The following is a 21,961-nucleotide window of genomic DNA, read 5'->3' as shown; positions in this document are numbered from 1 at the left end:
CCTACTTTACTGTACAATTCTCGCCATCACTGTACCTTGTACATTGGCAGCATTTGCCTCATCTGTATCAATATGGAGTTCTAGAACAAATCCGGGTACGGCCCGAACGATGACATCACCAAATACAGTGGTGCGCTCTGATGTTTGAATTTCAACATTTACGCTGTCGCCATCGTTTACAGAAAGCCGTTTTGCATCATCAGGAGACATATGAATATGTCGTTTTGCAACGATGCAAATAGGTTTTGTAATTTCTCCATTTTCAGTACATAGAGTAATCTCTACGGCTGATTCTAAATGACCAGATAGCACAATAGGAGGTTTTATACCCAATGCACGAGCATCGGTCAAAGACACCTCTACTTGTGACTGTTTTCTAAGAGGACCTAATACGCGGACATTTTGAATGACCCCTTTAGGCCCCACTAAAGTAACTGTTTGTTCTGAAGCAAACTCTCCAGTTTGTTTTAAGTCACTTTTTTTAGTAATAGCCTGGTTAGGGAATAATATATCCCAGTCCTCCTGACATAGATGGACATGTCTATTGCTCACACCTACGGGAATGGACGATTCGAACATGGCTTCGATCACTTCTCGTACGATAGCACGAATCTGTTCCCGATCCATAAGCTATTATCCTTTCTTAGGTAAGATCAATTCTACATCGCTATGAGGGCGTGGAATGACATGAGTAGATACTACTTCACCTACTTTTTGTGCTGCTGCACAGCCCGCATCAACAGCGGCTTTTACAGCGCCTACATCACCTCGAACCATTACTGTTACAAGACCGGAACCGATTTTTTCAGTACCTTCTAATGTAACGTTAGCTGCTTTTACCATTGCGTCAGCCGCTTCAATTGCGCCTACTAAACCTTTTGTTTCTACCATGCCTAATGCGTTATTCATGATAATCTCCTTTATTTCTTACTACTTTATTTCTTTTTAGGGTTGTTCTTTGGTGTTGTTTTCTTTGTACCTGTTGATTTAGAACTTTTCGGTTCTATGATCGTAGATACTATCTCATCTAACACCTCAATAACCTTCTCATCTAATTGGGGTTTCTCTGTTTCATCAGCTACCTTAGCCGGCTTATCTGTAAAATCATCATTAAAGGATTCTACTAAGCCTTCTGCAGGTCGAGGAATTACTTTGTGAGCTACATACAATTTCATCCCTTTTGTAATCGCCACACCTGTTTGAACAGCTGCTTCAACAGCTGCCACATCACCAGTTACCTTTACGGTCATCCAGCCAAGTCCTCTCGCCTTTTCTATTCCTATGAGCCGTACATTTGCAGCTTTAACCATTGCATCTGATGCGGTGATAGCCCCCAGCAAACCAGCTACTTCTAGTAACCCTAGTGAATCTTTCACCATGCCACCTCCCGACATTTATTCCTTTGCTGATTCGCACCTAGGATTCATGCATTCCTATAATGTTAGCTACATTGCATATCTACTAACATTTGACGAATCAAATCTTTTAACTCTGGTTCTTGAGTCAAAATATCATTCATTAGATGATGTAAGCATTACCTTTGTTTTTAGGTCTTTCTCCCATAGTTTCTAGTAACGCTAACCCCACATCACGTGCTGCTTTTACAGCTTGTTTAACAGCGCCAGAGTCACCAGAAATTAGTAAAACAACTTCATTTGACATATCTGAGCTCGATGGAGACTGATAATCTACCACATCTACATTAGCTGATTTAACTGCTGTATCTGCCATAACTACACCTATTGCTGCTGGGGCACCTACTAATAACCCAAAGGCTTTACCTTCTGGTGTCCCAAAAGCAGTGACTAAGGCTTCTCCTGCACGCGCTGTATATTGGACCTCCACATGGCCTGCGTCATTCATATATACTTCGCCAAAGGTGCGTTCTAATTCACGTAAAGCTACTTCCACAGAACGTCTTACATCGGATACGTCATCGCCACCAAATATGATAAGGGAACCAGAACCAGCGCCGCCCTTCATATCACGGGCAAGCTCAATGCTAACAATCTCTGTATTCGTTGCTTTTACAGCTTCATCAGCGGCCATAATTTGCGGCCCTGCACCTGTACGTGAACCTAAGATACCGATGGATCGATATGACTTAGTGAGCTTCATAGCTTCCAATACTTGACTATCAACATTGGCAATTACGAGACCAATTGTATCGCCTGTTGTAGTGCTACCTACGTGTTCAGTAATCATAGAAGTTTGTAGTTGACTTACAGCAGGTGAACTTACAGGTGCCGAAGCACATGATGCATTACTAGTCGCGCCTGAAGTTTTGCTTAAATCAGCACTATCGATACGCATCAATACGCGCTTTAAAATCTCGTCTACCAGACTTTTAGTATCGGCCATAATTATTCACCCTTTGTTGGTAAAATACCTTCTACATCTTTATGTGGTCTTGGAATTACATGAGTAGAGATAACAATGCCTACCCGTTCTGCAGCAGCTGCACCTGCGTCTACAGCAGCTTTTACAGCACCTACATCACCACGAACCATAACAGTAACGAGACCAGAGCCAATTTTTTCATTGCCTACGAGTTCCACATTAGCTGCTTTAAGCATTGCATCAGCTGCTTCAATAGCGCCTACTAGGCCCTTAGTTTCCACCATACCTAATGCTTCTTGTGTCATCTGTTTTCTCTCCTTTTACAAAACATAGAATAAAGATTACAAATTTATTTTTCTAATAGTTCCACCATGGTACCTATATTCATAAAGGCAAAGTGCGCTGTTTTAAGTAGTTGTACCATGAGTACAGCACCAGTACCTTCACCTAACGCCATTTGTCCATGGATTGGAACTTCATCAAGACGAATATTTGCATAAGCCAATGCTGCGGCCATCCCTACCTCGCGAGAATAATGAGATGGAATACCGTATAATGGAGCGTCTCCATTCATTTGAGTAGCACAAGCCATGGCAACGGCTGTAATATATCCATCGATTACAAATGGGATATGTAAGTCTGTACAAGCTACCATAGCACCTGTAATAGCGGCTATATCAAAGCCACCTACGCGACTAATTACCTCTTTAGGACTATTTAAGTGTCCCTTATGATGAGATAATGCAGTACGTACAAACTCCCGTTTTTGATTCATGTACGCCTCTTCATCAGGGCCAGATCCAGGACCTACAGTTATCCGTGGGTCTAGTTTTGTGAGACCACTTAGGACAGCTGCTGAAGTAGTCGTATTACCAACACCCATTTCGCCAAAGGAAAATAGATTGATACCCGATTCTGCATAGTAAACAACTCGGTTATATCCAGCTTGGTATGCTAGGTCAAACTCTTCAGCACTCATAGCGGCACCATCTAATATATTCTTTGTGCCTTGAGCTACCTTTCGATTTATCCCAATACCTTGTGGGCACGCAATGCCTACATCTACCACTTCATAAGGAATATGGTTAAAGATACAGTAATTAGCAACTGCACTTTTACCATCAATCATATTCTGAGACTGTTTACGAGTAATCTCATAGTTATAACCGATTAGACCATCTACGGAAATACCATTATCTGCAGAAAAGATAATATGCTGAGCCTGAATCTCAGGTTTCATATCTTGCCAAGCGAGACACATCTTTTTGAAATATCGTTCCCATAGACCCAAGCTTTTTGGAATGATCGCCTTATTTAAAATAAATTGATTAAGTTGTTCTTCAAACACTTTGTCCATGGAAAAACCTTCTTTCAACTAACCGTATATGTAGTTACATAATTGTTTTAACGACTCTTCGTCGTGAACTGATATTTCAAAAATATTAGTAGCTCCCGCTAGTTTAAGATTGCGCCGAGGCGCCTCAACATCTTTACCCGTATCCACCTTTGATACAACCCCTATAACCTCACGATTTAAGGAGTTTCCAAAGTTTGGTGGAAATATGGTTGTTTCATCACCTGCAGGAATCATGAAAATCACTATGTCCGCATCATAGGCGTGCAAGATGATGCCTCGATAGTAATTAGGATTCTCCATATATTCTCCAGGGGTATCGATGAAGTTTCCCACTCTCGTTATGGCTTGTGTCTTATGATACGTAGCCGAGCCATGAGTAATCGTATCTGCTAATGTAGTCTTACCACAACCGCTACGACCTACTAGAAGGATGCGTTTTTCTTTCTTTTCGGTGCTCATAATTACCCTTTCATTAGGATCTTGTTAAATCCGTTGGGAAGAATCCTAATATGCGTTGCAGACCTTCAATTACGCTGCGCAAAGCAGATTCAACAGCAGATACATCACCAGTTATGAGAAGTGCACCCGAAAATCTATCGATGAAACCGATTTCGATATCACCAGATTTACTTGCAATATCGGCTGCAATAATGGTCCCTTCGCCAGGTGTTATGGTAAGAATTCCAATGGCATTGCGCCCTTTTTCCTCAAGTCCCATTTTTCTAAATAGATCTGGCTTAGGATTGGCAATAACATGGGCTATCGTAACCTGCTTTCCAGTACAAATTCTTGTATGATGCGCTGTTTTGCATCAATTACCTCTTGAAAGGCCATATAATCTCCTCCTAATGTAATATGTATTCTTTAAACTATACTGACATGTTATAGTTTGTCGTTGTTTTATATACTCTAGCTATAGTTAAGGTGCCACTAATTGGAAGAACAACACGGCTAAGCTTGCCCCAATCAATGGGCCAATAAATGGTACCCATGCATATTGCCAGTTCGCAGTTCCTTTATTAGGAATCGGTAATAAGAAATATGCTAACCGCGGACCAAAGTCACGGGCTGGATTTAATGCATATCCAGTAGTTGCACCAAAGGACATACCAATGGATGCTACCAAAATACCGATGACCATAGGTGCTAAACCATCGGCCATTTTTCCTAAGCAGAGAATCGCTAGCATAAACATAAATGTTGCTATGATTTCAGATATCAAATTGAAAGGTTTATTATCGATTGCTGGACCTGTTGCAAAAATCCCTACACAGTTTCCTTCGTCAGGACCGGTTACTTTAAAGTGTGGATAATAGAACAATGCAGCAATGGCAGCACCTGTAAAACCACCTGCAATTTGAGCTATGGACATGGGAATGACTTGATCCCAAGGGAATATACCTGCTACAGCAAGAGCAAAGGTAACGGCAGGGTTCAAATGCCCCGGGCCACCAAGTGTAATCCCTACATATACACCAAAGGATACGGCAAATGCCCATCCGAAGATAATGTGTAGCCAGTTAGTACCAAAAATACTAACAATGGTTTTCTTTAACAAGATAGATGCATTGGTAGTATTACCAAATGCAATTAAAACGGCAGTACCAACAAACTCACTAATATACATTTGCGTTACGTCCATTGTTTTCACCTCATTGAGTTAACAGAGATTGTAATGCATGAGATGCAATGTCCATATCCTGTGCCACGGTACCACCGCTAATGCCGAGTCCACCAATCATCTTTCCATTCATGATGATTGGATATCCGCCACCAAAGGTGCAAATTTTACGGTTTACCATGGATTCTATGTTGAATAGATCGCCATCAGGCTGCGCGCTTGGATGTATTTCATGAGTTGCTGATTTAAGCGCCACTGCGGTGTACGCCTTTGCCTGTGCGATGTCGTTACTGATGAGCAATGCATCTGACATACGTTGGAAATACATTAATACACCGTTTGCATCTACTATAGATACAACGATAGGTACGCCTATGGACTGAGCGTAGTCCAATGCCGCTTGTGAAAGCTTCGTCATAATACGCTCTAACTCTGTCCCAGTTGACATATAAATAACTCCACTTTCAGCAGTATGCTCTATATTACTTACGCATTGAGTGCTTTCTGTCAGTATTTCCTCACGACTAGTTGCTACACGTTCTGAAACGCGTTCTACAATTGTTTCTACAAATTGTATATAGTCTTCCATGCGAGCCATGATATATAGAGCATCAGATAGTCGATTAATAAATTTACGAACCTCATCGCGAATAGGCTCTACAGAACCTAAGCTTATAAGCAATCGTTCACCACGACGACAAATGGTACGCGCCACGTGTAGCTCTGCAGCAGATAGATAATTTCCGCTTAATATAAAGCTATGTTGCTGTGGCAATCGCTTAGTATAGTCATCGATCATGTATTCCAATTCGCTTATATCTTGTTGTGAAATTAGATTGCTACTTTCACTTAAATTTTCCACATGAGGCGTAGCTATCTCCGCACATAAGCGGAATAGCTGATGTTGTAATGTGTGAAGCACATGTTTATTGTCTGGTGAGACGACTAATTTCTCACATACACTAACCTGTGCATTTAATTCATCAAAGGTTCCATATGTGTCCACACGAAGTGAATTTTTAGGTACTCTAGTGCCATCAAATAAGGCCGTTGTACCTGCATCACCGGTTTTCGTATAAATAGCCATATGCACCACCTCTAAAGTTAGTTAGATTTAAAAAGCTACTTCCAATCGTTCATCAGAAACGAAAGGATTACCTTTTACAAGGCGGGCTGCATTGACACCCAAGGTGCGTAAGCTATCTGGATATTGAGCATAGCTCGTAAGTCGATAAATAAATTGATGCATTGGTATGTTTTTATAGGTCAACACAATCGCCTCATCATCAACGCCTATCCCAACAGATAAAGCCGAATTACGAGATGCTAGGTCGGCCAATGTCATATGCGTACCACTATGGGACTCAATGACAACAGGAAGACCTTCCTCTTCAATTCCATATAGTACGGGTTTTAGTATATCCTCACTGATATGCTCTGTAGTATACAGCAATATGGTTGGCTTACTGACGATACTTTGATCCATCATAGGCCTCCCTTCTGTGCATAGGATAATACCAATCCTGTTGCTACCGCATTTCGTGCCCCTTCAACGCCTCGAATGTTGCCTCGCCCCGCTACTAATGCATATTGTGAAAGTGCATCGGTTACGAGTTGAGGAATTTCAAAGTCTAATGCAGAACCACCTACGATAACTACGAATGGTATATCTCGCACATTATGAGTAGGACTAACAGATGCCAAGGCGCGGAGCGAATTTGTTACAAATACTCGTCTCTTTGCAGTTTGGCGCACACGCTTAATCGTTTCTAAAGGAATATCTCGTTCTACTGGAATAAGCCCATCAGGAGTGACGATAACAACGCGACCAAACAATGCTGCCGACAGCGGTTCATTAAAGAACTGCACCGTTCCATCTTCGTGACGAATGTGATATACACTGAGTACTTGAGCCAATGGGTCTCGTTTGATGGCTTCTGCAATATGCATATCCTCTAAACCAAGTTCAGAATTGATGAGCATAGTTACCATATTTCCTGCCCCTGCAAGATGAATGGCTTTAATTTTTCCTTCTTGGTTAATGATGGATGCATCAGTTGAGCCCGCCCCTAGATCGAGTATGGCCATTGGTTTTGCTGTCCCCGGTGTAGTCAAAGCGCCTAAGATAGCTGATTCAGCCTCTTCACCACCGATTTCAACTGGTACGCCTAACTCTTTTTCTACCTGCTTTGCAATGATTTCCATTTGTAGATGATCTGACTTAACCATGGAGGCAATGCCTACGGCTTGTTCCATAGAGAACTCACCTGCAAGGCCGCCCTTTACATTGATAGGAACAGCTACATCTACGGCTAGCAAATCTTGGATAAATACATCTTGAGGGGATTTATTCGTCAATTGAGCCATTGTAAGGCGAACCTTTTCAAGCATGCCACCTACGTTCGTACCGGCTTCACCACTAATATCATCGATAGGATGAACAGATTCGAGAGTTTCCATAATCCTCTCTGCCCCAGCAGATACATCAACGGATACAGTTCGGTCATTCCCCATAACAATGATGGATCCTGCCGGTATTACCCGCTCCTTAACGTCCCCTGCCGGTGTTTTGATGACTACAGCTGAGCGATTTCCGATAAGAGCTCTAGCGATAGGTACAATATTCTTTGTTTCCTCTGGTGAAAGCTCAAATACAGTGGCAATTCCATAAGGATTCGATAATTGTGATACTACTTGCCCCGGTTCTACAACCTCTACAGCAGAAAGCATGCCCATTGGGATTTTATCGATATACGCAACCTCGTCTACGATAGGAATTTTATGATCCAATCGATTGTTAACGAGTACGCCGTCATCGGCTTGAAGAATAGCAGCTCGAATATCATAACCTCGTTTACAGTACGCATTAATTAGCTGTGCTACCAATTCAAAATCGATAATCTTTGGAGCTACCACGATGTATGGCTGACCTTGTGGCTTATCAATCAGTTGCTCAATGGGAACCGTATAGCCTACGCCAAGGCCTAACCCACCAGGAGTTTTAGGATTGTGACCAATCATGGTAGATTCTGTAATTATGGTTTCTGTAATCGTTTCCATGGCCACATCACCGATAACTGGTGTAGCCTCATTAATGCGAACTAAGTCAACGTCTCGTAGTGTAAGATTAGCAGACCTGATTAGCGACTTGAGGGCATCCATAAGACCTACGATATTTTCGCGTGTTCCTTTAATACCTGTGGTACTAGCTATGGCAGAAGATAAGAACTTTACCTCTCCATTGCTATGAATTTCGGCCAAGGCCGCTTCTGTTGTAGAGTTTCCGATATCGATGCCAACAATTCGTTTCATAATGACATCTCCTATAGGTTAATTATCACCTTTTAGTTTTTTACGACGTTCGTAATTTTCTGCAGCTTCTCGTACAAAGTTTGCACAAATTGGAGCCCCTAAACCATCAAGTTCGCTAGCAATATCTAACAGTTCTTGTTTGGAAGAACGATATGGGCGAAGTGCATTATACATTTCAAGTAAACGTTTATCACTTACCTTCGTCATTTCTGCAGCGCGCGAGAAGTTGAGTTCAATTTGATCTCGGCCCCCAGCCTTAGCAATTTGACCTTGAGCTTTTAAAATAGATGGAGAAATTTTTAAATCGTCCATTGTGATATGTCCAGCCATTACGTTATCCATCGTAATATGGCTTAAGTCTCGACCTTGACCAAGATCAATCCATTCTGGATGTTTTTTAGCAATCGGATAATCCTCGATGGTAGCCACCCTATCTACAACGGTTGTATTAGGTGTAGATGATGTATGAGGCGCAGAGTATTGTGTGGTATTTCCCTTTGCCCCTTCTATTTCAGATACGATCTGCCGAATTAAGGCTTCTAATTCGTTAGCCATAGTAAACCTCCTTATACAGTGACACGAACTTCATCAGCTGGCTTACCTTTTACTACATGCTTAGTTTCCTTGATATGAAGCAATGCAGATAATGCTTGGTATTTTGGACGAGCCATTTGATCGTTCAATGTTGGTACTGGTGTTGGGGATTCGCCCTTAGCATATTTAGCAGCATTTTTACCGATAGCACGGTATGTTTCAGCTGTTAATAGAGGTGCTTGAGGGAATAATTCCAAATTTGAAAGTGGTTGTAAATCGCGTTGGTGAATCAAGGTTGTACCTTTAGATTGAATACCGATGCATACACCAGATCCAGAAATAGAATCGCCTTCAACGGCTACGGCCGCTACGTCAGAGGAACGGTATACGCGAATTACACGAGCTTTTAGCCCTTCTTCTTCGATACCAGCTACTAATTGGCGAATTACCTCTTGATGCGGTACACCAACGATAGTTTGTCGTTGACTACGGCCAAAGGCAGGGCCAACAGCAATAACTACTTCATCTGCGCTTGTACCAGGTTGTGCAGGGCCACCAGTTTGGAGCCAGCTATCGTCACCAGTTGGATCTTCATGTCGAGGAGTCGCACTTGGTGTTGTGCTTTCACCAGCACTAACCTTGAATTGTGGTGCTTCATGAACACCACCCATTTCTTGTAAAACGTCTAGGATAATAGAACGTAATACATCTCTGTTAATTTCAGCCATCATGACACCTCCTTATATATCCCGTGGATCAATGGCGTTTGGAATATCTTTAATGCGTTCCCAATCTTCACCTTCCACACGATAACCTGTGCCAACACCTTGATAGTCATTTCTATTGTTAATCGCGGAGATAACGTTGAAATCACGGTCAAAGATGGCCGATGTTTGTAAGTAATCGCCGGAGATTTTTTGTTTTAATAGGTTCAAAATACTTTGTGCTACATCTTGATGACCTTCTTTAGCTAAGCCTTTTACAAAGTCAACGCCTGTAACACCGCGGTTCAACAAGTCTTGAGCCGCTTTAATATCTGCAACCTTGTCGCGAGGAGGCATGTCTTTAGAGCCATTTGCATATGTAGCAGCCTTTACCTCTTGATCTGTAATCGGAGGCAAACCTAATGCTTTGAACAAAGCTTGTAGTGCACGAGCCGCTTTATTACGAACTGCTACTACTTCTTCTTCGCGAGCAGGGATAAGACCGCCATTTACCTTAAGGTCACGTTGGATAACTGTCCAGTCATCATAGTCCTCTGCATCCCAGTTGGACCCAGCAAACATGTTGTCATAGTTTGGTGTAGAGCTATAACCAGAACAGATAAAGTCAGTACCTGGTGCAAATTGCATCAATGTACGAGCTGTTCTACGCAAATCAGAATGACTGAATGTTTGGTCATTACTAGATGCACATTCTAGGTCGAGCATTGCTGCTACAAGGTTTTCTGCTAATACAGCGCGGATACCAGAAGGTACAGCTGCTGGAATACCGATACAGCTTACAGAACCATTTTGGATACCTTGTACGCCAGCGCCTTTTGTGATGTATAGGCAACGGATTTCAAGGTATAACATAGACTTACCTTCTGCTTGGCCCATTTGTACTTCAGAGCCTGTACCAGAAGTAAAGCGCATTTTAAGACCACGAGATGCATAAGCAGATGCGAGAAATCCTTTAGACCAAGGTGTATCATCACCATCGGTAAATACGTCTTCTGTACCATATACGGAAATTGTTTCTGCATATGCTGTGAAGCCACGCATGCCAAGTTCCAATTCTGTTGCTTCTTCCAAGGAGCATTGGGTCAATACGCCTGGTCGACCACATTGAGAGCCTACGAGTAAGCTAATCGCATTAAGTGGTGCGTAACGAGCAACGGCTACTGTTGTTTCTTCTTCTGCAAACCCACGAAGTGCACCTTCCGCAGCATCCGCTGCGATTTGCACTGGATTGTCGTTTACGTTCGTTACATGGGCTTGGTTAGCCATTGTACGACGAGCACGCATTTTTTGCATACATTGCATCATTTCAACAACGTTCATAGAAGAAACAACTTCCAACATTTTCGCTGGAGTAATAGATTTACAAATCTTAACGATTTCTTCACGAGGTACTGATGGTGTAAGCATCATATTAGCAATCTCTTTTGAATCCTTTGCCATTGCTTCTTGAGCACCATCGAGAACGATACCGTAATTTGCAATAAATGTATCGATAAGATCAAAATCTTCGCGGCGTTTACCATCGAGTTCAACGATGCGACCACCTTCGATTTTGAGGCTAGGCTTTGGATCTTGAGGAGATTCCATGGCTATAAAACCTTCCTCTACCCATTCCTTTACATAACCATCCTGATTGACAGGACGTTGACTTAAGACTTCGAAACGTTTTGATTTCATAGGGCATACCATCCTTTCAGATTAGATATAGGAAGGGGCTCCGTTCACTGGTTCGTCACCCATCGTACCGAGCAATTGTTTACCTACTTCACGAGCAGAAATAACCGCTTGTCGTACAGCCCCAGAATCGCCAGAAATCTGTAAAATTACTTCGTTAGAATTACTTGTACCTGCAGAAGGAGATGCATAACCGATTACATCAACGTTTGCAGATTTGACAGCTACATCGGCCATAACTACACCAATAGCTGCTGGAGCACCTACGATAAGGCCAAAAGCTTTACCTTCAGGAGCGCCAAATGCTGTATTTACTGCATGACTAGCGCGTGCTGTATATTGCAATTCAAGATGACCAGCATCGTTTGCGTATACATCGCCAAAGGTGCGTTCCACTTCAGCCAATGCCACTTCAATAGCACGTTTCACATCGGATACATCATCACCACCAAAGATAATTAATGAACCATGGCCTGCGCCACCTTTAGTATCACGAGGTAATTCAATGCTAACAATCTCAGTATTTGTCGCTTTTACTGCTTCATCAGCAGCCATAATGTGTGGGCCTGCACCAGTACGAGCACCTAAAATACCGATGGAACGATATTTTTTCTTTAGTTTCATCGCATCTAATACTTGTTGATCTACGTTAGCAATTACGAGACCAATAGTATCACCAGTTTTACTAGTCCCTACAAATTCAGTTAATCCACATGTTGTCGCCATAATACCCTCCATACGTATAATGAAAGTATCTATGTACAGAAAACTATGTTGCGGTATACCATTTTATATTTTTTATCATTTCTTTAATCATTCATATGTATGCAACCTTAAATTCTGTACACCATATATTACTATAGAGCATACCTTGCTATTCAGTCACAACCCATCGGACTCAATCCTTTCTAAACACATGTACTATAAGGCTTTTATCTACCTTTATTATAAAAATTATTAAATGCAACTTTTTTATGTATATTCGTAAAATGCGATTTTTCTATTACAAAAATACGACAATCCTGTTATACTTATACATATAAAAGCAAGAAATAACGTAATTTTATAGGTATATGAATTTTAGGTGGTATGTCACTTTTCTCTTTTCTCAGGTTTAGAGCCTACCCTTTAGATAGAGAGCAAGTAGAGCTATTTTAGCGGTGTGCTTACTAGCCCTCTTAACACATTTGTGATTGGAGGTTTTACCATGATTTGTACGAATGAAGATACTAAGCTTATTAATGAAATCATGCGCGATTTCACAAACATAACAAAGATTGCGGCTATTTTTGTTAATAATCGTGGAAAAGTGTTATCTCAAGAATATAACTTTTCCCCTTTTTGCAAGGTTGTAAGGCGCAATCCAATCTATGCCAAGCGCTGCAATCAATGCGACTTATATGGTGGCCTAGATGCTACAAAAGAACTATCATCCTGCCCGTATCGCTGTCACATGGGCCTCATCGATTTCTCTGTTCCGGTTATGAAAGATGGAGCCATTTTAGGATTTATTATGGCAGGTCAAACAAAAACAGAAGATACGACGATCAAACCTATTCTTCCTACCCAAACCGATTGGCATGATGACACCAAACTTCGTGCCTTATATCGGACCTTACCAGTTTTGACAGCCGAACAAATTTACAGTGCTACAAAGGTTTTACGGATTTTGGTTGAACACTACTTCCCATTTAACGATGCCATAGCAGAAGAGATGCCTTATGAACAATTGCCAGACTTTGTGGAGTCTGAACGACCTATTAATCGTCCAGAAATTCGAAAGGCTATGTTATATATAGAAAAAAATCTGAGCAAACGAGTGTCGCTCAGAAGGATTTCGGAACATATTCATTTAAGTGAGTCCTACTTCTCTAAGATTTTTAAAGATGATACGGGACTTTCAGTAGTGCAATATATAACACTATTGCGCATACAAGAAGCAAAAAAACTATTAGTATATTCCCAACTAACAGTTAATCAGATCAGTAAAACATTGGGCTATAACAGAACTAGTTATTTCTGTAAAATTTTCAAAATGGCTACCACTGAAACACCACATTCATATCGGAAAAAATATGCAAAACCAATTGATGCATAATATAATAAAAAAGGCGTAACACCAATGGTGTTACGCCTTTTTCGTATCTATAGAGTTTGTCATGAGAAGGTATTGTATCAGATACATATATTATTAACGATCAATTAGAACGCTGGGATGATAGCTCCCTTGTAGTGTTCTTCGATGAACTTCTTAACTTCTGGAGATTGTAATGCTTTAGCTAATTTTTGGATAGCTGGTTTGTTTTCATCGCCAGGGTTAACGGAAAGAAGATTTGCATATGGAGAGTCAGCTTTTTCTACGAATAAGCCATCTTTTGTAGGATTAAGACCAGCTGGCAACGCATAGTTAGCATTGATTACTGCTGCATCTAAATCTTGGATGGAACGAGGAATTTGAGCTGCTTCTAACTCAGTAATTTGAATATTTTTAGGATTGCTAGTTATATCAAATGGTGTGTTAGTCAAACCAGTTGGATCTTTCAATGTTACTAGACCTGCACTTTGCAATAAGAGAAGTGCACGAGCACTGTTTGTTGGATCAGATGGAATTGCTACTTTTGCGCCATTTGGCAAGTCTTTCAAGTCTTTAATTTTTTGAGAGTAGATAGCCAATGGCTCGATGTGAACTGGTGCAAAGCTTACGAAGTTTGTACCATGATCTTTATTGTAGTTATTTTGGTAAGGTACGTTTGCAAAGAAGTTTGCATCTACTTCATGGCTAGATAGAGCCATATTTGGTTGGATGTAGTCTGTAAATTCAACGATTTGTAAGTCTACACCTTCCTTAGCCAAAATAGGTTTAACTTGTTCTAAAATTTCAGCATGAGGTACAGGATTTGCTGCTACCTTTAATACCTCTTTAGAGCCACTAGAGCTCGCGTTATTTGTGGAAGAGCCACAACCACTAATCAATAAGGACGCACCCAGTACGGCCGTCGCTGCTAATGCTAACCATTTTTTCATGTAATCCTCCTATCTACGATGAAAACCTACATCTCGGACGAGGACTCATACGTATATAACATTTGTAGATATTATAATAAATTTATTTTTCTTATCTTATATCTACATTTGATTATTTAATAATTTCGATGTAGTAAGTATATCAATTTAATTCCTACTCGTATAATAGATTTTATATATGCATTAATATAACTTTAATCTATAGCAAGATAAGAGTAATTACATTTAGCTATACCAAGTACATAAAAACGGTACTAAGCTGATTCCCCGTACTACTAGGTAATATACCTAATAGATTCAATCAAACTTAGTACCGTTATACATATCGCTCTATATAATAAACAATCTAATCAAAATCAAAAAATCAACTTATAGAGTTGACGTTGTTTGCTCCACAGAAATAGTTACAGGTGCTGATAATTTAGCCTCTAACCAAGCTTTTATTCGTTTCAAATCTGCATCAGATATAGCAGATGTGGTATGGATGATTACCATATAGCGACTCGCTTTAGGCTGTTCAAGATTATCTATCAAAGGCATACCTTCCACTTTGCTTACAAACGGGAATAACGCCTTTGCTTCAGCCTCTGTCGTTTTCATAGTATTTATCGTTTCACTTACTAATTGATAAGTCGGCTGGTATAGATTACTCAAGTTTTTATATGTTCCAAGATTCTCTGAAGATTTATTCAAGTTCGTCTTATCCATATTAGATTTTTGCTCATCTACGCTATTAACAAATCGTAATGTATAAGGTTGCAAGTACTCATCTTTCTGTAACTTGTCATCCAACTGGGCTTGCTCCTCTGAAGTCACAGGAGCTCCTATAACTACTATGTTTACTAGCTTATTCGTTTGATCCAATGAATAATCAATCACTTGTCGACGTCCCTCTTGATTAATATCATTCTTAATAAACTGCTCCATATGATTTGACTCAGAATACTTGATGGTCATATCATAGCCTGCATAAATACTTGGTATAGCCATAATAAGACCAATCACAAGAAATATTAGCTGGTTACGACGATTAACCTCTTCTGCTTGTTTATGGTATGACAAACTATATACACCCTTTAAAACAATAAAAGATGCAAAGAAGATGAAGAATGCATTTATAAAGAATAAATAGCTAGCCCCAAAGAAATAGTGCCAATTTCCATTAGCCAGTCCATATCCTGCCGTACATAGTGGTGGCATAAGTGCAGTCGCAATCGCAACACCTGGTATAACATTATCTAAGGTCTTACGCGTTTGCCCAATAATCCCGGCTAACCCACCAAATATAGCAATGAATACATCAAAAATATTCGGTTCTGTACGCGCTAATAGTTCAGATGTAGCCGCCTGAACGGGAGAAATATAAAAATATAAAGCAGATGCCAAAACAGCAATCGTAATCTGTAAGGACAATCTTAAAATACCACTCTTCACAACTGTAAAATTAAGCGTAGCGAAGCCAAAACCAATTGCTAAAATAGGTCCCATCAACGGCGATATAAGCATAGCACCAATAACAACTGCCGTACTATTCATATTCAACCCAATAGAGGCAATAAACATGGAGAGGATCAAGATAACCAAAGCAGGTCCCTTAATTTTAGCACCACCTATCAGTCTTTTAGCGATAGTTGCATCATCGGCGCGCTCAAAATGTATATCAAAGTATCTATTTATTTTCATTCTTTCTCCTTATAATTTCATCAAATCTGCAAAGGTCCCTACGTTTACAAACATATGCTGTGTAGTTTTGAGCATTTGCACCATCAAGATAGCTCCTGTTCCTTCCCCCATCGACATTTGAGCTTGAATAGGAACCATGTCTTGTGTAATATCTACCTCTGCTAAAGCTAGCTCTGTGCCTATTTCTCGAGAGTTATGAGATGGCAATGCATAATCCTTAACACGATCATTCATATGTACCGCACAAGCTGCCGCTACAGATGTAATAAAACCATCAATGACGAAGGGCTGTTTAAACTCAACACAAGCGAGCATAGCCCCAAGAATAGCTGCAATATCAAAGCCCCCTACATGGGCTACGATTTTACGAACTCTTTCAACTTCACTGACAGAAACGATACTAGTCTTATGCTTATCTAATACAGCGTGCACAAAATCAATTTTTCGTTTCATCAAATCTGGTTTATTCGGCCAAGAACCGGGTCCCACTGTTTCAGTGGGATCAGCTCCAGTTAAAGCAGACAACACACAGGCAGAGGTCGTCGTGTTCCCCAGCCCCATTTCGCCAAAAGAAAAAAGATTTATCCCTTGCTCTACATAATGTTGCACCCGTTCATAGCCCGCTTGAAAGGCACTATTAAATTCATCCTCAGTCATAGCAGGATGATTTAGTATATTCTTTGTCCCCTTCGCGACTTTACGATCAACACCAATACCATCATCCGAAGCAATGCCTACATCGACGACCTCATAAGGAATGTTGTTAAAATTACAAAATTGCGTCGCCGACGAGCGACCCAAGAGCATATTACGCGACTGCTTTTGTGTCACCTCGTAGTTATAACCTACATAACCTTCCATATTACAACCATTATCGGCAGAAAATATGATATGCTGAGGTCGAATTTCACCATCAATCTCATCCCACGCCGTACAAATCTTGCGGAAATAATCCTCCCACAAGCCTAGGCCACCAGGGATAAGGCATTTTGGTTGAAGAAATCTATTTAATTGTTCCTCAATTGGTAATACTGACTTATCTTTCATTCTAATCTCTAGTCTGCACAGAATATGCCAACTAGCCTTCTATTAATTCGATATTATTCTATATAGAAGTATAACACAAAACTCATATCTAGTAATATGATGTTTGTTAGCTTTCACTGTAGAAATAAATTTATTGCAAACAAAAAGGTTATCCATTACAGGATAACCTTTTATTTGAGCTATATAGTTAAGTATTTTTCTTAAGTTTAACTAACCACTAAAATTAAGCACCTTGGAATTGTGGCATATCGTCCCCACTGGAGTCGTCCAATTTGCCTTGAAGATCATGGTCAACCATAGCACATACAGACGCGTCAGACCATACGTTTTCAGCAGTTTCAATCATGTCGATAATCGTATAGATTGGTAAGATGATACCGAGCAAGCCGATTGGTGCACCGATGGAGCTCATCAAGGACAATGTTAAGAAGTAACAACCCATTGGAACGCCAGCATTACCAATGGCAGCAAGCACAGCAATGAATAACCAAGCAATCATTGTGCCCATAGTCAATTCAATACCTGCGTTTTGCATTACGAATAAGGATGTTACAAGGATGAAAGCTGCACAACCATTCATATTAATTGTTGTACAAATTGGCAATACGAAACGAGCTACTGCAGGGTGAGCTTTCAAATTATCCTCAGCAGACGCCAATGTTACGGGCAATGTTGCAGCAGAGGATTTAGTGAACAACGCAACAGCTACAGCTGGGGACATTTTACGGAATACGTCCACAGGGTTCAAGCCACGGAACAACAAGAACAATGGAATTACGATAAAGAATTGGATCAAGTTACCACCGATAACAACAGCAGTGTATTTACCTAAAGCACCAACGATTACGCCCGCTTCGATTTGAGCAGATAATTGACCTGCAAAAGCAAGGATCCCGATTGGCAATACATAAAGTAATGCTTTAATTAATGTGAAAAGCAATTCTTGTAAGCCGAATAGTACTTTCAATACTGCTTCGCGACCTTCTGTACGAGGCATAAACGCAAAAGCTAAACCAACAGAAGCGGAGATAAACATAACAGATAATACGTTACCTTCCAAATATGGTTTCAAGATATTGTTAGGAATAACGGATAAGAAATGATCATAATATGTTACGTGACCTAATTTTTCAGGTACTTGCGCTGTACCGGCACCAATTACATCAAGTGGTAAGTTACCTGGCGCAATCCAAAGGAATAAACCAAGACCAACAGCGGCTGCACAAATTGTTGTTAACAATGTATAGGTGACAGCATGACCAAAGATACGTCCTGTATCTTTTTTAGCACCTAGCATAGATAATGTAGTAATTACTGCTAATGATACCGTTGGAATTGCAATGAATTGGAATAAACGTGTAAACACAGCTGCAATAAAATTAAATAATTCATTTAACGCTGGAATATGTTGCCATCCCAAGATAGCACCGATGATAAGAGCGCCCATCCATAAAATAAACTGACGCAATTTACCTTGCCCACGACTTTTTAAGGTAATCTCTTGAGCTAAGGTATCTACGTTTTTGTTATTTTGATCTGCCATAAAAACACCTCTCTAAAAATTAAACTACTTGAGACAAAAAAAAGAAATCCCAACCCTAGGGCTGGGATTGTTGATATATCCTAGTCTCTCAATAAAGCAATATTATAAAGATATGTTTTATCAGTGTCAAACCTAAATATTTTGATATACAGATTAATAAATTCACTTAATGCGTCACTATAAAATCATAAAAGACAACACGAGTACGATCAGGGCTAAACAAAAAATAAATCACATACGGATCAATTCCACTCTCTCGGTGCATAACATAAACCGTATAGCCATAGGTGGGAACTTGTTCAAGTTGATAATATCCACCTACTAATTGACGACCATATAGAAGCCAAACAAAGAAATCCCACTTTGTATAATCCTCAATTAAAAGGTCATAAGTGCTTTGTATATCCCCTTTTGAAAAAATAGAGTCTGCCACAGACTTATATACGCCCTCCTTAAATAACTCTGGTGTAATAACTACACCAGGTGCTGAGGATTCGGCAACAGTTTTCTCAAATTCCTTTACAACTTCTGGGTTACCTTCAAAAACAATAGTGGTTGTGAAATCATAAAAACTTTCTATTGTTCCCCTTGAAGATATAGGATGTAATCCTTTGGGCACTATATCAGGGTCCCTAAAGTGTTCTGGTAATACCGTTGCATTTACTGGCCATCTTTGTTTCCATCGTGATACATCATTAACTTCACTTCCAAAAAGGCTTTCATATATAAACATAGATATTAGTAATAAAGGTACTGCTACAACTAATGTACACCAAGTATATAAAATGTGTTTCTTCGGTAATGTTAAATGATAAAAATAGTAATAAAACTGTATTCTTATTGATAAGGCTAAAATTACAACTACTATTACAAACCATAAACCTGGCAATGAAATATACGAATCCCCCCAAAGTAAAAAGGTAAGGAATAAGAGGGATAAAATGATATGTTTACCACAAGGTTGTCCTGTTACCATTCGTATAAGTTTAATAAATCGATTCACCATATAACCCTTACTTAGATTGATAAAACACAGCCCGTGTCCCATCATTACTAATTAGCAATTCTACAAAATGAGGTCTTTTTGTATTCCCATCATCTACAAACACATATAGTCTATGATTTCGAGTAGAATTATATGTGTCCTTTACCACTGTTTTTGTTTCTTTTCGAGGTGCAAAGCGTAACCACTCCATAAAGTTCCATTGTGGTAAGTTTAAAGGTTCTTCCTCGATGCTCTCTATAATGTTATAGCTATTTGGGTGAGATATAAAGCGCTTTTTCTCCCCAGTGTCTAAATCACGCAATACACCATCCGCATCAATTTGCGCTGTATAAGCTGCATTTTGCTTAGCTATCGCTTCATATTGTGCAATTACTTTTGGGTCCCCCTCCAATACCGTATATCTCTCTGGATATGCATTAGCCCAAGCTAAACTACTACGAAAAGCAGACGCATTATAAATACCTTCTGGAAGTTTTTCTGGCCGTTTTAACCCCTCCGGCAATTCTTCACTATTGGGCCATCCTTGATTCCAATCCTTTGTGCTATACTCGAAAGAATCAAATTGATCAAGGCTTGTATTAACATCGTACATAACCCAATCAGCCATAAGCCAAGATATGCTAAGGGTTATAACAATAAATAAACCACAAGATAATCGGCTATGTGTTTTTTCAGATATGGACTGTTTCTTAAAGCGCCTATATTGTAAAAATACACTTGTCGCTATGGCTATACTAAAAACAATATATGTAATAGGCGCTATATTAAATAGCACTACCACAATTGCAAACAACACGCATAGCATAACCGTTAATAGGCCATAAAATCCTTGGAACAAAACTCTCTCCTATTATGACAACACTTAAAACATTTTCTTGTACAACGCTTCAATATCTTCACGGCTTATTTCAGCTACTGTATTAGCTATATTGCCTGTAGCTACAACGTATACATTATCTACGAGCCATGGAATGTCTTTTTTCGTAAAACCTAATTCTGTAAGGTTTGTAGTAAGGTCTAGGTCATGTACGATTAGGCGTAATGCTTTGCCTAGTTCAGAACCATCTCCGTGGTTAAATATCCGAGCTAAGGCACTAAATTTATCAGGATTTGCACTCCATGTATATTCCACCGCAACAGGTTCAATAATAGCAAGACCTACACCATGGGTAATATCTTTAAGGCCACTGGCTGGATGTTCCATACCATGTGCTAATGTTACACCTGCTGTGTTAATAACCATGCCCCCAATTGTGCTAGCTAATGTAACAGACTCCCAAGCTTTTGTGAGTTGAGTTTCGTTGAGAACAGCTGGTTTGGCTTCCGCCGTTGCTTTCACATGTTTATATAGTGGTACAAGGTATTGTGCTAATAATGTCACTGCATAATGAGCTAATGCATCGGTGAAAGGTTGCGCCGTTTTAGATGTGTACGCCTCGATGTTGTGGCATAGTGCATCAAATCCTACAGATGCCAATACATGAGGTGGCATTGTACCCATTACAGCAGGATCTACAATAGAAACCTTTGGCACAATAGCATTGCAGCGTAAGGATTTCTTATCACCTGTTTCAGGATTAGTAAGAACACCAAAACCGTTACCTTCAGAGCCGGTACCACAAGTCGTTGGAATAACAATAAGAGGCAGCGCATTATCACTTGTTTTACGGTTGAAAATATAGTCGTTAATATCGCCTTCATTCACCGCCATAAAGGCAATCCCTTTGGCACAGTCCATGATGGAACCACCACCGATAGCAATAACCATATCACAGTTTTCAGATTTAGCTAACGCAGCGCCGTCTAAGGCAGTTGTAGTCAATGGATTGGCATCTACTTGATCAAACAATATATGACCGATATGAGCTGCATCAAGCTTTGCTACCACCCGGTCATATAAACCAGATTTTTTAGCACTAGTACGACCAGTTACAATAAGTGCCTTCTTGCCGTACGGTGCAGCAAACTCAGCAACACTATCTACTTTATTCCAACCGAATTGGATATTTACAGGTAAAAAATAAGAGAATTCCATGTGATAACCTCTTTTCTTTGAAAACTAGTTCTTAGTGTTATTGTAAAGGATATTTAAAAG

24 protein-coding genes are annotated in these 21,961 nt (G+C 40.1%); 1 reads left to right on the top strand and 23 read right to left on the bottom strand.

Annotation, left to right across the window (positions count from 1 at the left end; genetic code table 11):
• Window positions 1-6 precede the first annotated feature (6 nt).
• From pduL to pduB (ACWTVK_RS05700), 16 genes are all read right to left on the bottom strand, one after another.
• On the bottom strand, window positions 7-627 hold the full coding sequence (gene pduL / locus ACWTVK_RS05775) for a phosphate propanoyltransferase (RefSeq protein WP_105093598.1): 621 nt from the start codon (window positions 625-627) through the stop codon (window positions 7-9).
• A gap of 6 nt (window positions 628-633) precedes the next feature.
• Window positions 634-909, bottom strand: coding sequence for a propanediol utilization microcompartment protein PduA (gene pduA / locus ACWTVK_RS05770; protein WP_005385294.1), 276 nt, complete (start codon window positions 907-909; stop codon window positions 634-636).
• A gap of 26 nt (window positions 910-935) precedes the next feature.
• Entirely contained in the window at window positions 936-1,379 is a 444-nt protein-coding gene (locus ACWTVK_RS05765; protein WP_456046250.1) for a BMC domain-containing protein, read from the bottom strand.
• A 139-nt stretch (window positions 1,380-1,518) separates the two neighbouring features.
• A complete protein-coding gene (gene pduB, locus ACWTVK_RS05760; RefSeq protein WP_456046249.1) occupies window positions 1,519-2,361 on the bottom strand; it encodes a propanediol utilization microcompartment protein PduB in 843 nt (280 codons plus the stop codon).
• A 2-nt stretch (window positions 2,362-2,363) separates the two neighbouring features.
• A complete protein-coding gene (gene pduA, locus ACWTVK_RS05755) occupies window positions 2,364-2,645 on the bottom strand; it encodes a propanediol utilization microcompartment protein PduA (protein WP_005385289.1) in 282 nt (93 codons plus the stop codon).
• 44 nt (window positions 2,646-2,689) lie between these two features.
• Window positions 2,690-3,697: a nicotinate-nucleotide--dimethylbenzimidazole phosphoribosyltransferase gene (locus tag ACWTVK_RS05750; RefSeq protein WP_105084998.1), complete on the bottom strand. Its 1,008-nt coding sequence runs from the start codon at window positions 3,695-3,697 to the stop codon at window positions 2,690-2,692.
• A gap of 18 nt (window positions 3,698-3,715) precedes the next feature.
• A complete protein-coding gene (locus ACWTVK_RS05745; RefSeq protein ID WP_308518523.1) occupies window positions 3,716-4,156 on the bottom strand; it encodes a EutP/PduV family microcompartment system protein in 441 nt (146 codons plus the stop codon).
• Between the two features lie 13 nt (window positions 4,157-4,169).
• Window positions 4,170-4,415 carry a BMC domain-containing protein gene (locus ACWTVK_RS05740; RefSeq protein ID WP_456046248.1) on the bottom strand — a complete coding sequence of 82 codons (246 nt, stop codon included), beginning with the start codon at window positions 4,413-4,415 and terminating at the stop codon, window positions 4,170-4,172.
• 201 nt (window positions 4,416-4,616) lie between these two features.
• A complete protein-coding gene (locus ACWTVK_RS05735; protein WP_303939105.1) occupies window positions 4,617-5,339 on the bottom strand; it encodes an MIP/aquaporin family protein in 723 nt (240 codons plus the stop codon).
• Window positions 5,340-5,349: 10 nt separating this feature from the next.
• Window positions 5,350-6,405, bottom strand: coding sequence for a cob(I)yrinic acid a,c-diamide adenosyltransferase (locus tag ACWTVK_RS05730; RefSeq protein WP_456046247.1), 1,056 nt, complete (start codon window positions 6,403-6,405; stop codon window positions 5,350-5,352).
• Window positions 6,406-6,432: 27 nt separating this feature from the next.
• Window positions 6,433-6,807 (bottom strand): glycerol dehydratase reactivase beta/small subunit family protein, encoded by a 375-nt coding sequence (locus ACWTVK_RS05725; RefSeq protein WP_298633177.1) that lies wholly within the window; start codon window positions 6,805-6,807, stop codon window positions 6,433-6,435.
• Window positions 6,804-8,630 (bottom strand): diol dehydratase reactivase subunit alpha, encoded by a 1,827-nt coding sequence (locus tag ACWTVK_RS05720; RefSeq protein WP_456046246.1) that lies wholly within the window; start codon window positions 8,628-8,630, stop codon window positions 6,804-6,806. The genes ACWTVK_RS05725 and ACWTVK_RS05720 overlap by 4 nt, the downstream gene beginning before the upstream one ends.
• Before the next feature lie 18 nt (window positions 8,631-8,648).
• Window positions 8,649-9,185 (bottom strand): diol dehydratase small subunit, encoded by a 537-nt coding sequence (locus tag ACWTVK_RS05715; RefSeq protein ID WP_303939096.1) that lies wholly within the window; start codon window positions 9,183-9,185, stop codon window positions 8,649-8,651.
• A gap of 11 nt (window positions 9,186-9,196) precedes the next feature.
• Window positions 9,197-9,895, bottom strand: a complete 699-nt coding sequence (locus ACWTVK_RS05710; RefSeq protein ID WP_456046245.1) for a propanediol/glycerol family dehydratase medium subunit — start codon at window positions 9,893-9,895, stop codon at window positions 9,197-9,199.
• Window positions 9,896-9,904: 9 nt separating this feature from the next.
• On the bottom strand, window positions 9,905-11,566 hold the full coding sequence (locus tag ACWTVK_RS05705) for a propanediol/glycerol family dehydratase large subunit (protein WP_456046244.1): 1,662 nt from the start codon (window positions 11,564-11,566) through the stop codon (window positions 9,905-9,907).
• Window positions 11,567-11,587: 21 nt separating this feature from the next.
• On the bottom strand, window positions 11,588-12,289 hold the full coding sequence (gene pduB, locus ACWTVK_RS05700) for a propanediol utilization microcompartment protein PduB (protein ID WP_456046243.1): 702 nt from the start codon (window positions 12,287-12,289) through the stop codon (window positions 11,588-11,590).
• A 481-nt stretch (window positions 12,290-12,770) separates the two neighbouring features.
• On the opposite strand from pduB (ACWTVK_RS05700), the gene ACWTVK_RS05695 reads away from it, so the two are divergent.
• Window positions 12,771-13,661 (top strand): PocR ligand-binding domain-containing protein, encoded by an 891-nt coding sequence (locus tag ACWTVK_RS05695; protein ID WP_105085008.1) that lies wholly within the window; start codon window positions 12,771-12,773, stop codon window positions 13,659-13,661.
• Window positions 13,662-13,765: 104 nt separating this feature from the next.
• Here the strand turns inward: ACWTVK_RS05695 and ACWTVK_RS05690 are convergent, their stop codons facing one another.
• The 7 genes from ACWTVK_RS05690 to ACWTVK_RS05660 form a co-directional block, all read right to left on the bottom strand.
• On the bottom strand, window positions 13,766-14,587 hold the full coding sequence (locus ACWTVK_RS05690; RefSeq protein WP_060924427.1) for a MetQ/NlpA family ABC transporter substrate-binding protein: 822 nt from the start codon (window positions 14,585-14,587) through the stop codon (window positions 13,766-13,768).
• A gap of 369 nt (window positions 14,588-14,956) precedes the next feature.
• A complete protein-coding gene (locus ACWTVK_RS05685) occupies window positions 14,957-16,270 on the bottom strand; it encodes a DUF389 domain-containing protein (protein ID WP_456046242.1) in 1,314 nt (437 codons plus the stop codon).
• Window positions 16,271-16,279: 9 nt separating this feature from the next.
• A complete protein-coding gene (locus ACWTVK_RS05680; RefSeq protein ID WP_456046241.1) occupies window positions 16,280-17,317 on the bottom strand; it encodes a nicotinate-nucleotide--dimethylbenzimidazole phosphoribosyltransferase in 1,038 nt (345 codons plus the stop codon).
• A gap of 223 nt (window positions 17,318-17,540) precedes the next feature.
• Complete coding sequence (locus tag ACWTVK_RS05675) at window positions 17,541-18,860, bottom strand: dicarboxylate/amino acid:cation symporter (protein ID WP_456046240.1); 1,320 nt, start codon at window positions 18,858-18,860, stop codon at window positions 17,541-17,543.
• Between the two features lie 166 nt (window positions 18,861-19,026).
• Window positions 19,027-19,866, bottom strand: coding sequence for a hypothetical protein (locus tag ACWTVK_RS05670; protein ID WP_456046239.1), 840 nt, complete (start codon window positions 19,864-19,866; stop codon window positions 19,027-19,029).
• 7 nt (window positions 19,867-19,873) lie between these two features.
• Entirely contained in the window at window positions 19,874-20,704 is an 831-nt protein-coding gene (locus ACWTVK_RS05665; protein WP_456046238.1) for a hypothetical protein, read from the bottom strand.
• A gap of 24 nt (window positions 20,705-20,728) precedes the next feature.
• Complete coding sequence (locus tag ACWTVK_RS05660; protein ID WP_456046237.1) at window positions 20,729-21,901, bottom strand: iron-containing alcohol dehydrogenase; 1,173 nt, start codon at window positions 21,899-21,901, stop codon at window positions 20,729-20,731.
• Window positions 21,902-21,961 lie beyond the last annotated feature (60 nt).

Source organism: Veillonella sp. Ser01, from assembly GCF_053850375.1.
This window is presented reverse-complemented; position numbering and strand designations above follow the sequence as displayed.

Coding starts and splice junctions, on each gene's coding strand:
- pduB (WP_456046249.1), bottom strand. CDS start 2,361: ATGGCCGATACTAAAAGTCTGGTAGACGAGATTTTAAAGCGCGTATTG.
- pduA (WP_005385294.1), bottom strand. CDS start 909: ATGAATAACGCATTAGGCATGGTAGAAACAAAAGGTTTAGTAGGCGCA.
- ACWTVK_RS05675 (WP_456046240.1), bottom strand. CDS start 18,860: ATGGCAGATCAAAATAACAAAAACGTAGATACCTTAGCTCAAGAGATT.
- ACWTVK_RS05740 (WP_456046248.1), bottom strand. CDS start 4,415: ATGGGACTTGAGGAAAAAGGGCGCAATGCCATTGGAATTCTTACCATA.
- ACWTVK_RS05750 (WP_105084998.1), bottom strand. CDS start 3,697: ATGGACAAAGTGTTTGAAGAACAACTTAATCAATTTATTTTAAATAAG.
- ACWTVK_RS05685 (WP_456046242.1), bottom strand. CDS start 16,270: ATGAAAATAAATAGATACTTTGATATACATTTTGAGCGCGCCGATGAT.
- ACWTVK_RS05660 (WP_456046237.1), bottom strand. CDS start 21,901: ATGGAATTCTCTTATTTTTTACCTGTAAATATCCAATTCGGTTGGAAT.
- ACWTVK_RS05710 (WP_456046245.1), bottom strand. CDS start 9,895: ATGATGGCTGAAATTAACAGAGATGTATTACGTTCTATTATCCTAGAC.
- ACWTVK_RS05695 (WP_105085008.1), top strand. CDS start 12,771: ATGATTTGTACGAATGAAGATACTAAGCTTATTAATGAAATCATGCGC.
- ACWTVK_RS05720 (WP_456046246.1), bottom strand. CDS start 8,630: ATGAAACGAATTGTTGGCATCGATATCGGAAACTCTACAACAGAAGCG.
- ACWTVK_RS05690 (WP_060924427.1), bottom strand. CDS start 14,587: ATGAAAAAATGGTTAGCATTAGCAGCGACGGCCGTACTGGGTGCGTCC.
- ACWTVK_RS05745 (WP_308518523.1), bottom strand. CDS start 4,156: ATGAGCACCGAAAAGAAAGAAAAACGCATCCTTCTAGTAGGTCGTAGC.
- ACWTVK_RS05725 (WP_298633177.1), bottom strand. CDS start 6,807: ATGATGGATCAAAGTATCGTCAGTAAGCCAACCATATTGCTGTATACT.
- ACWTVK_RS05705 (WP_456046244.1), bottom strand. CDS start 11,566: ATGAAATCAAAACGTTTCGAAGTCTTAAGTCAACGTCCTGTCAATCAG.
- pduL (WP_105093598.1), bottom strand. CDS start 627: ATGGATCGGGAACAGATTCGTGCTATCGTACGAGAAGTGATCGAAGCC.
- ACWTVK_RS05730 (WP_456046247.1), bottom strand. CDS start 6,405: ATGGCTATTTATACGAAAACCGGTGATGCAGGTACAACGGCCTTATTT.
- ACWTVK_RS05715 (WP_303939096.1), bottom strand. CDS start 9,185: ATGGCTAACGAATTAGAAGCCTTAATTCGGCAGATCGTATCTGAAATA.
- pduB (WP_456046243.1), bottom strand. CDS start 12,289: ATGGCGACAACATGTGGATTAACTGAATTTGTAGGGACTAGTAAAACT.
- pduA (WP_005385289.1), bottom strand. CDS start 2,645: ATGACACAAGAAGCATTAGGTATGGTGGAAACTAAGGGCCTAGTAGGC.
- ACWTVK_RS05670 (WP_456046239.1), bottom strand. CDS start 19,866: ATGGTGAATCGATTTATTAAACTTATACGAATGGTAACAGGACAACCT.
- ACWTVK_RS05765 (WP_456046250.1), bottom strand. CDS start 1,379: ATGGTGAAAGATTCACTAGGGTTACTAGAAGTAGCTGGTTTGCTGGGG.
- ACWTVK_RS05735 (WP_303939105.1), bottom strand. CDS start 5,339: ATGGACGTAACGCAAATGTATATTAGTGAGTTTGTTGGTACTGCCGTT.
- ACWTVK_RS05680 (WP_456046241.1), bottom strand. CDS start 17,317: ATGAAAGATAAGTCAGTATTACCAATTGAGGAACAATTAAATAGATTT.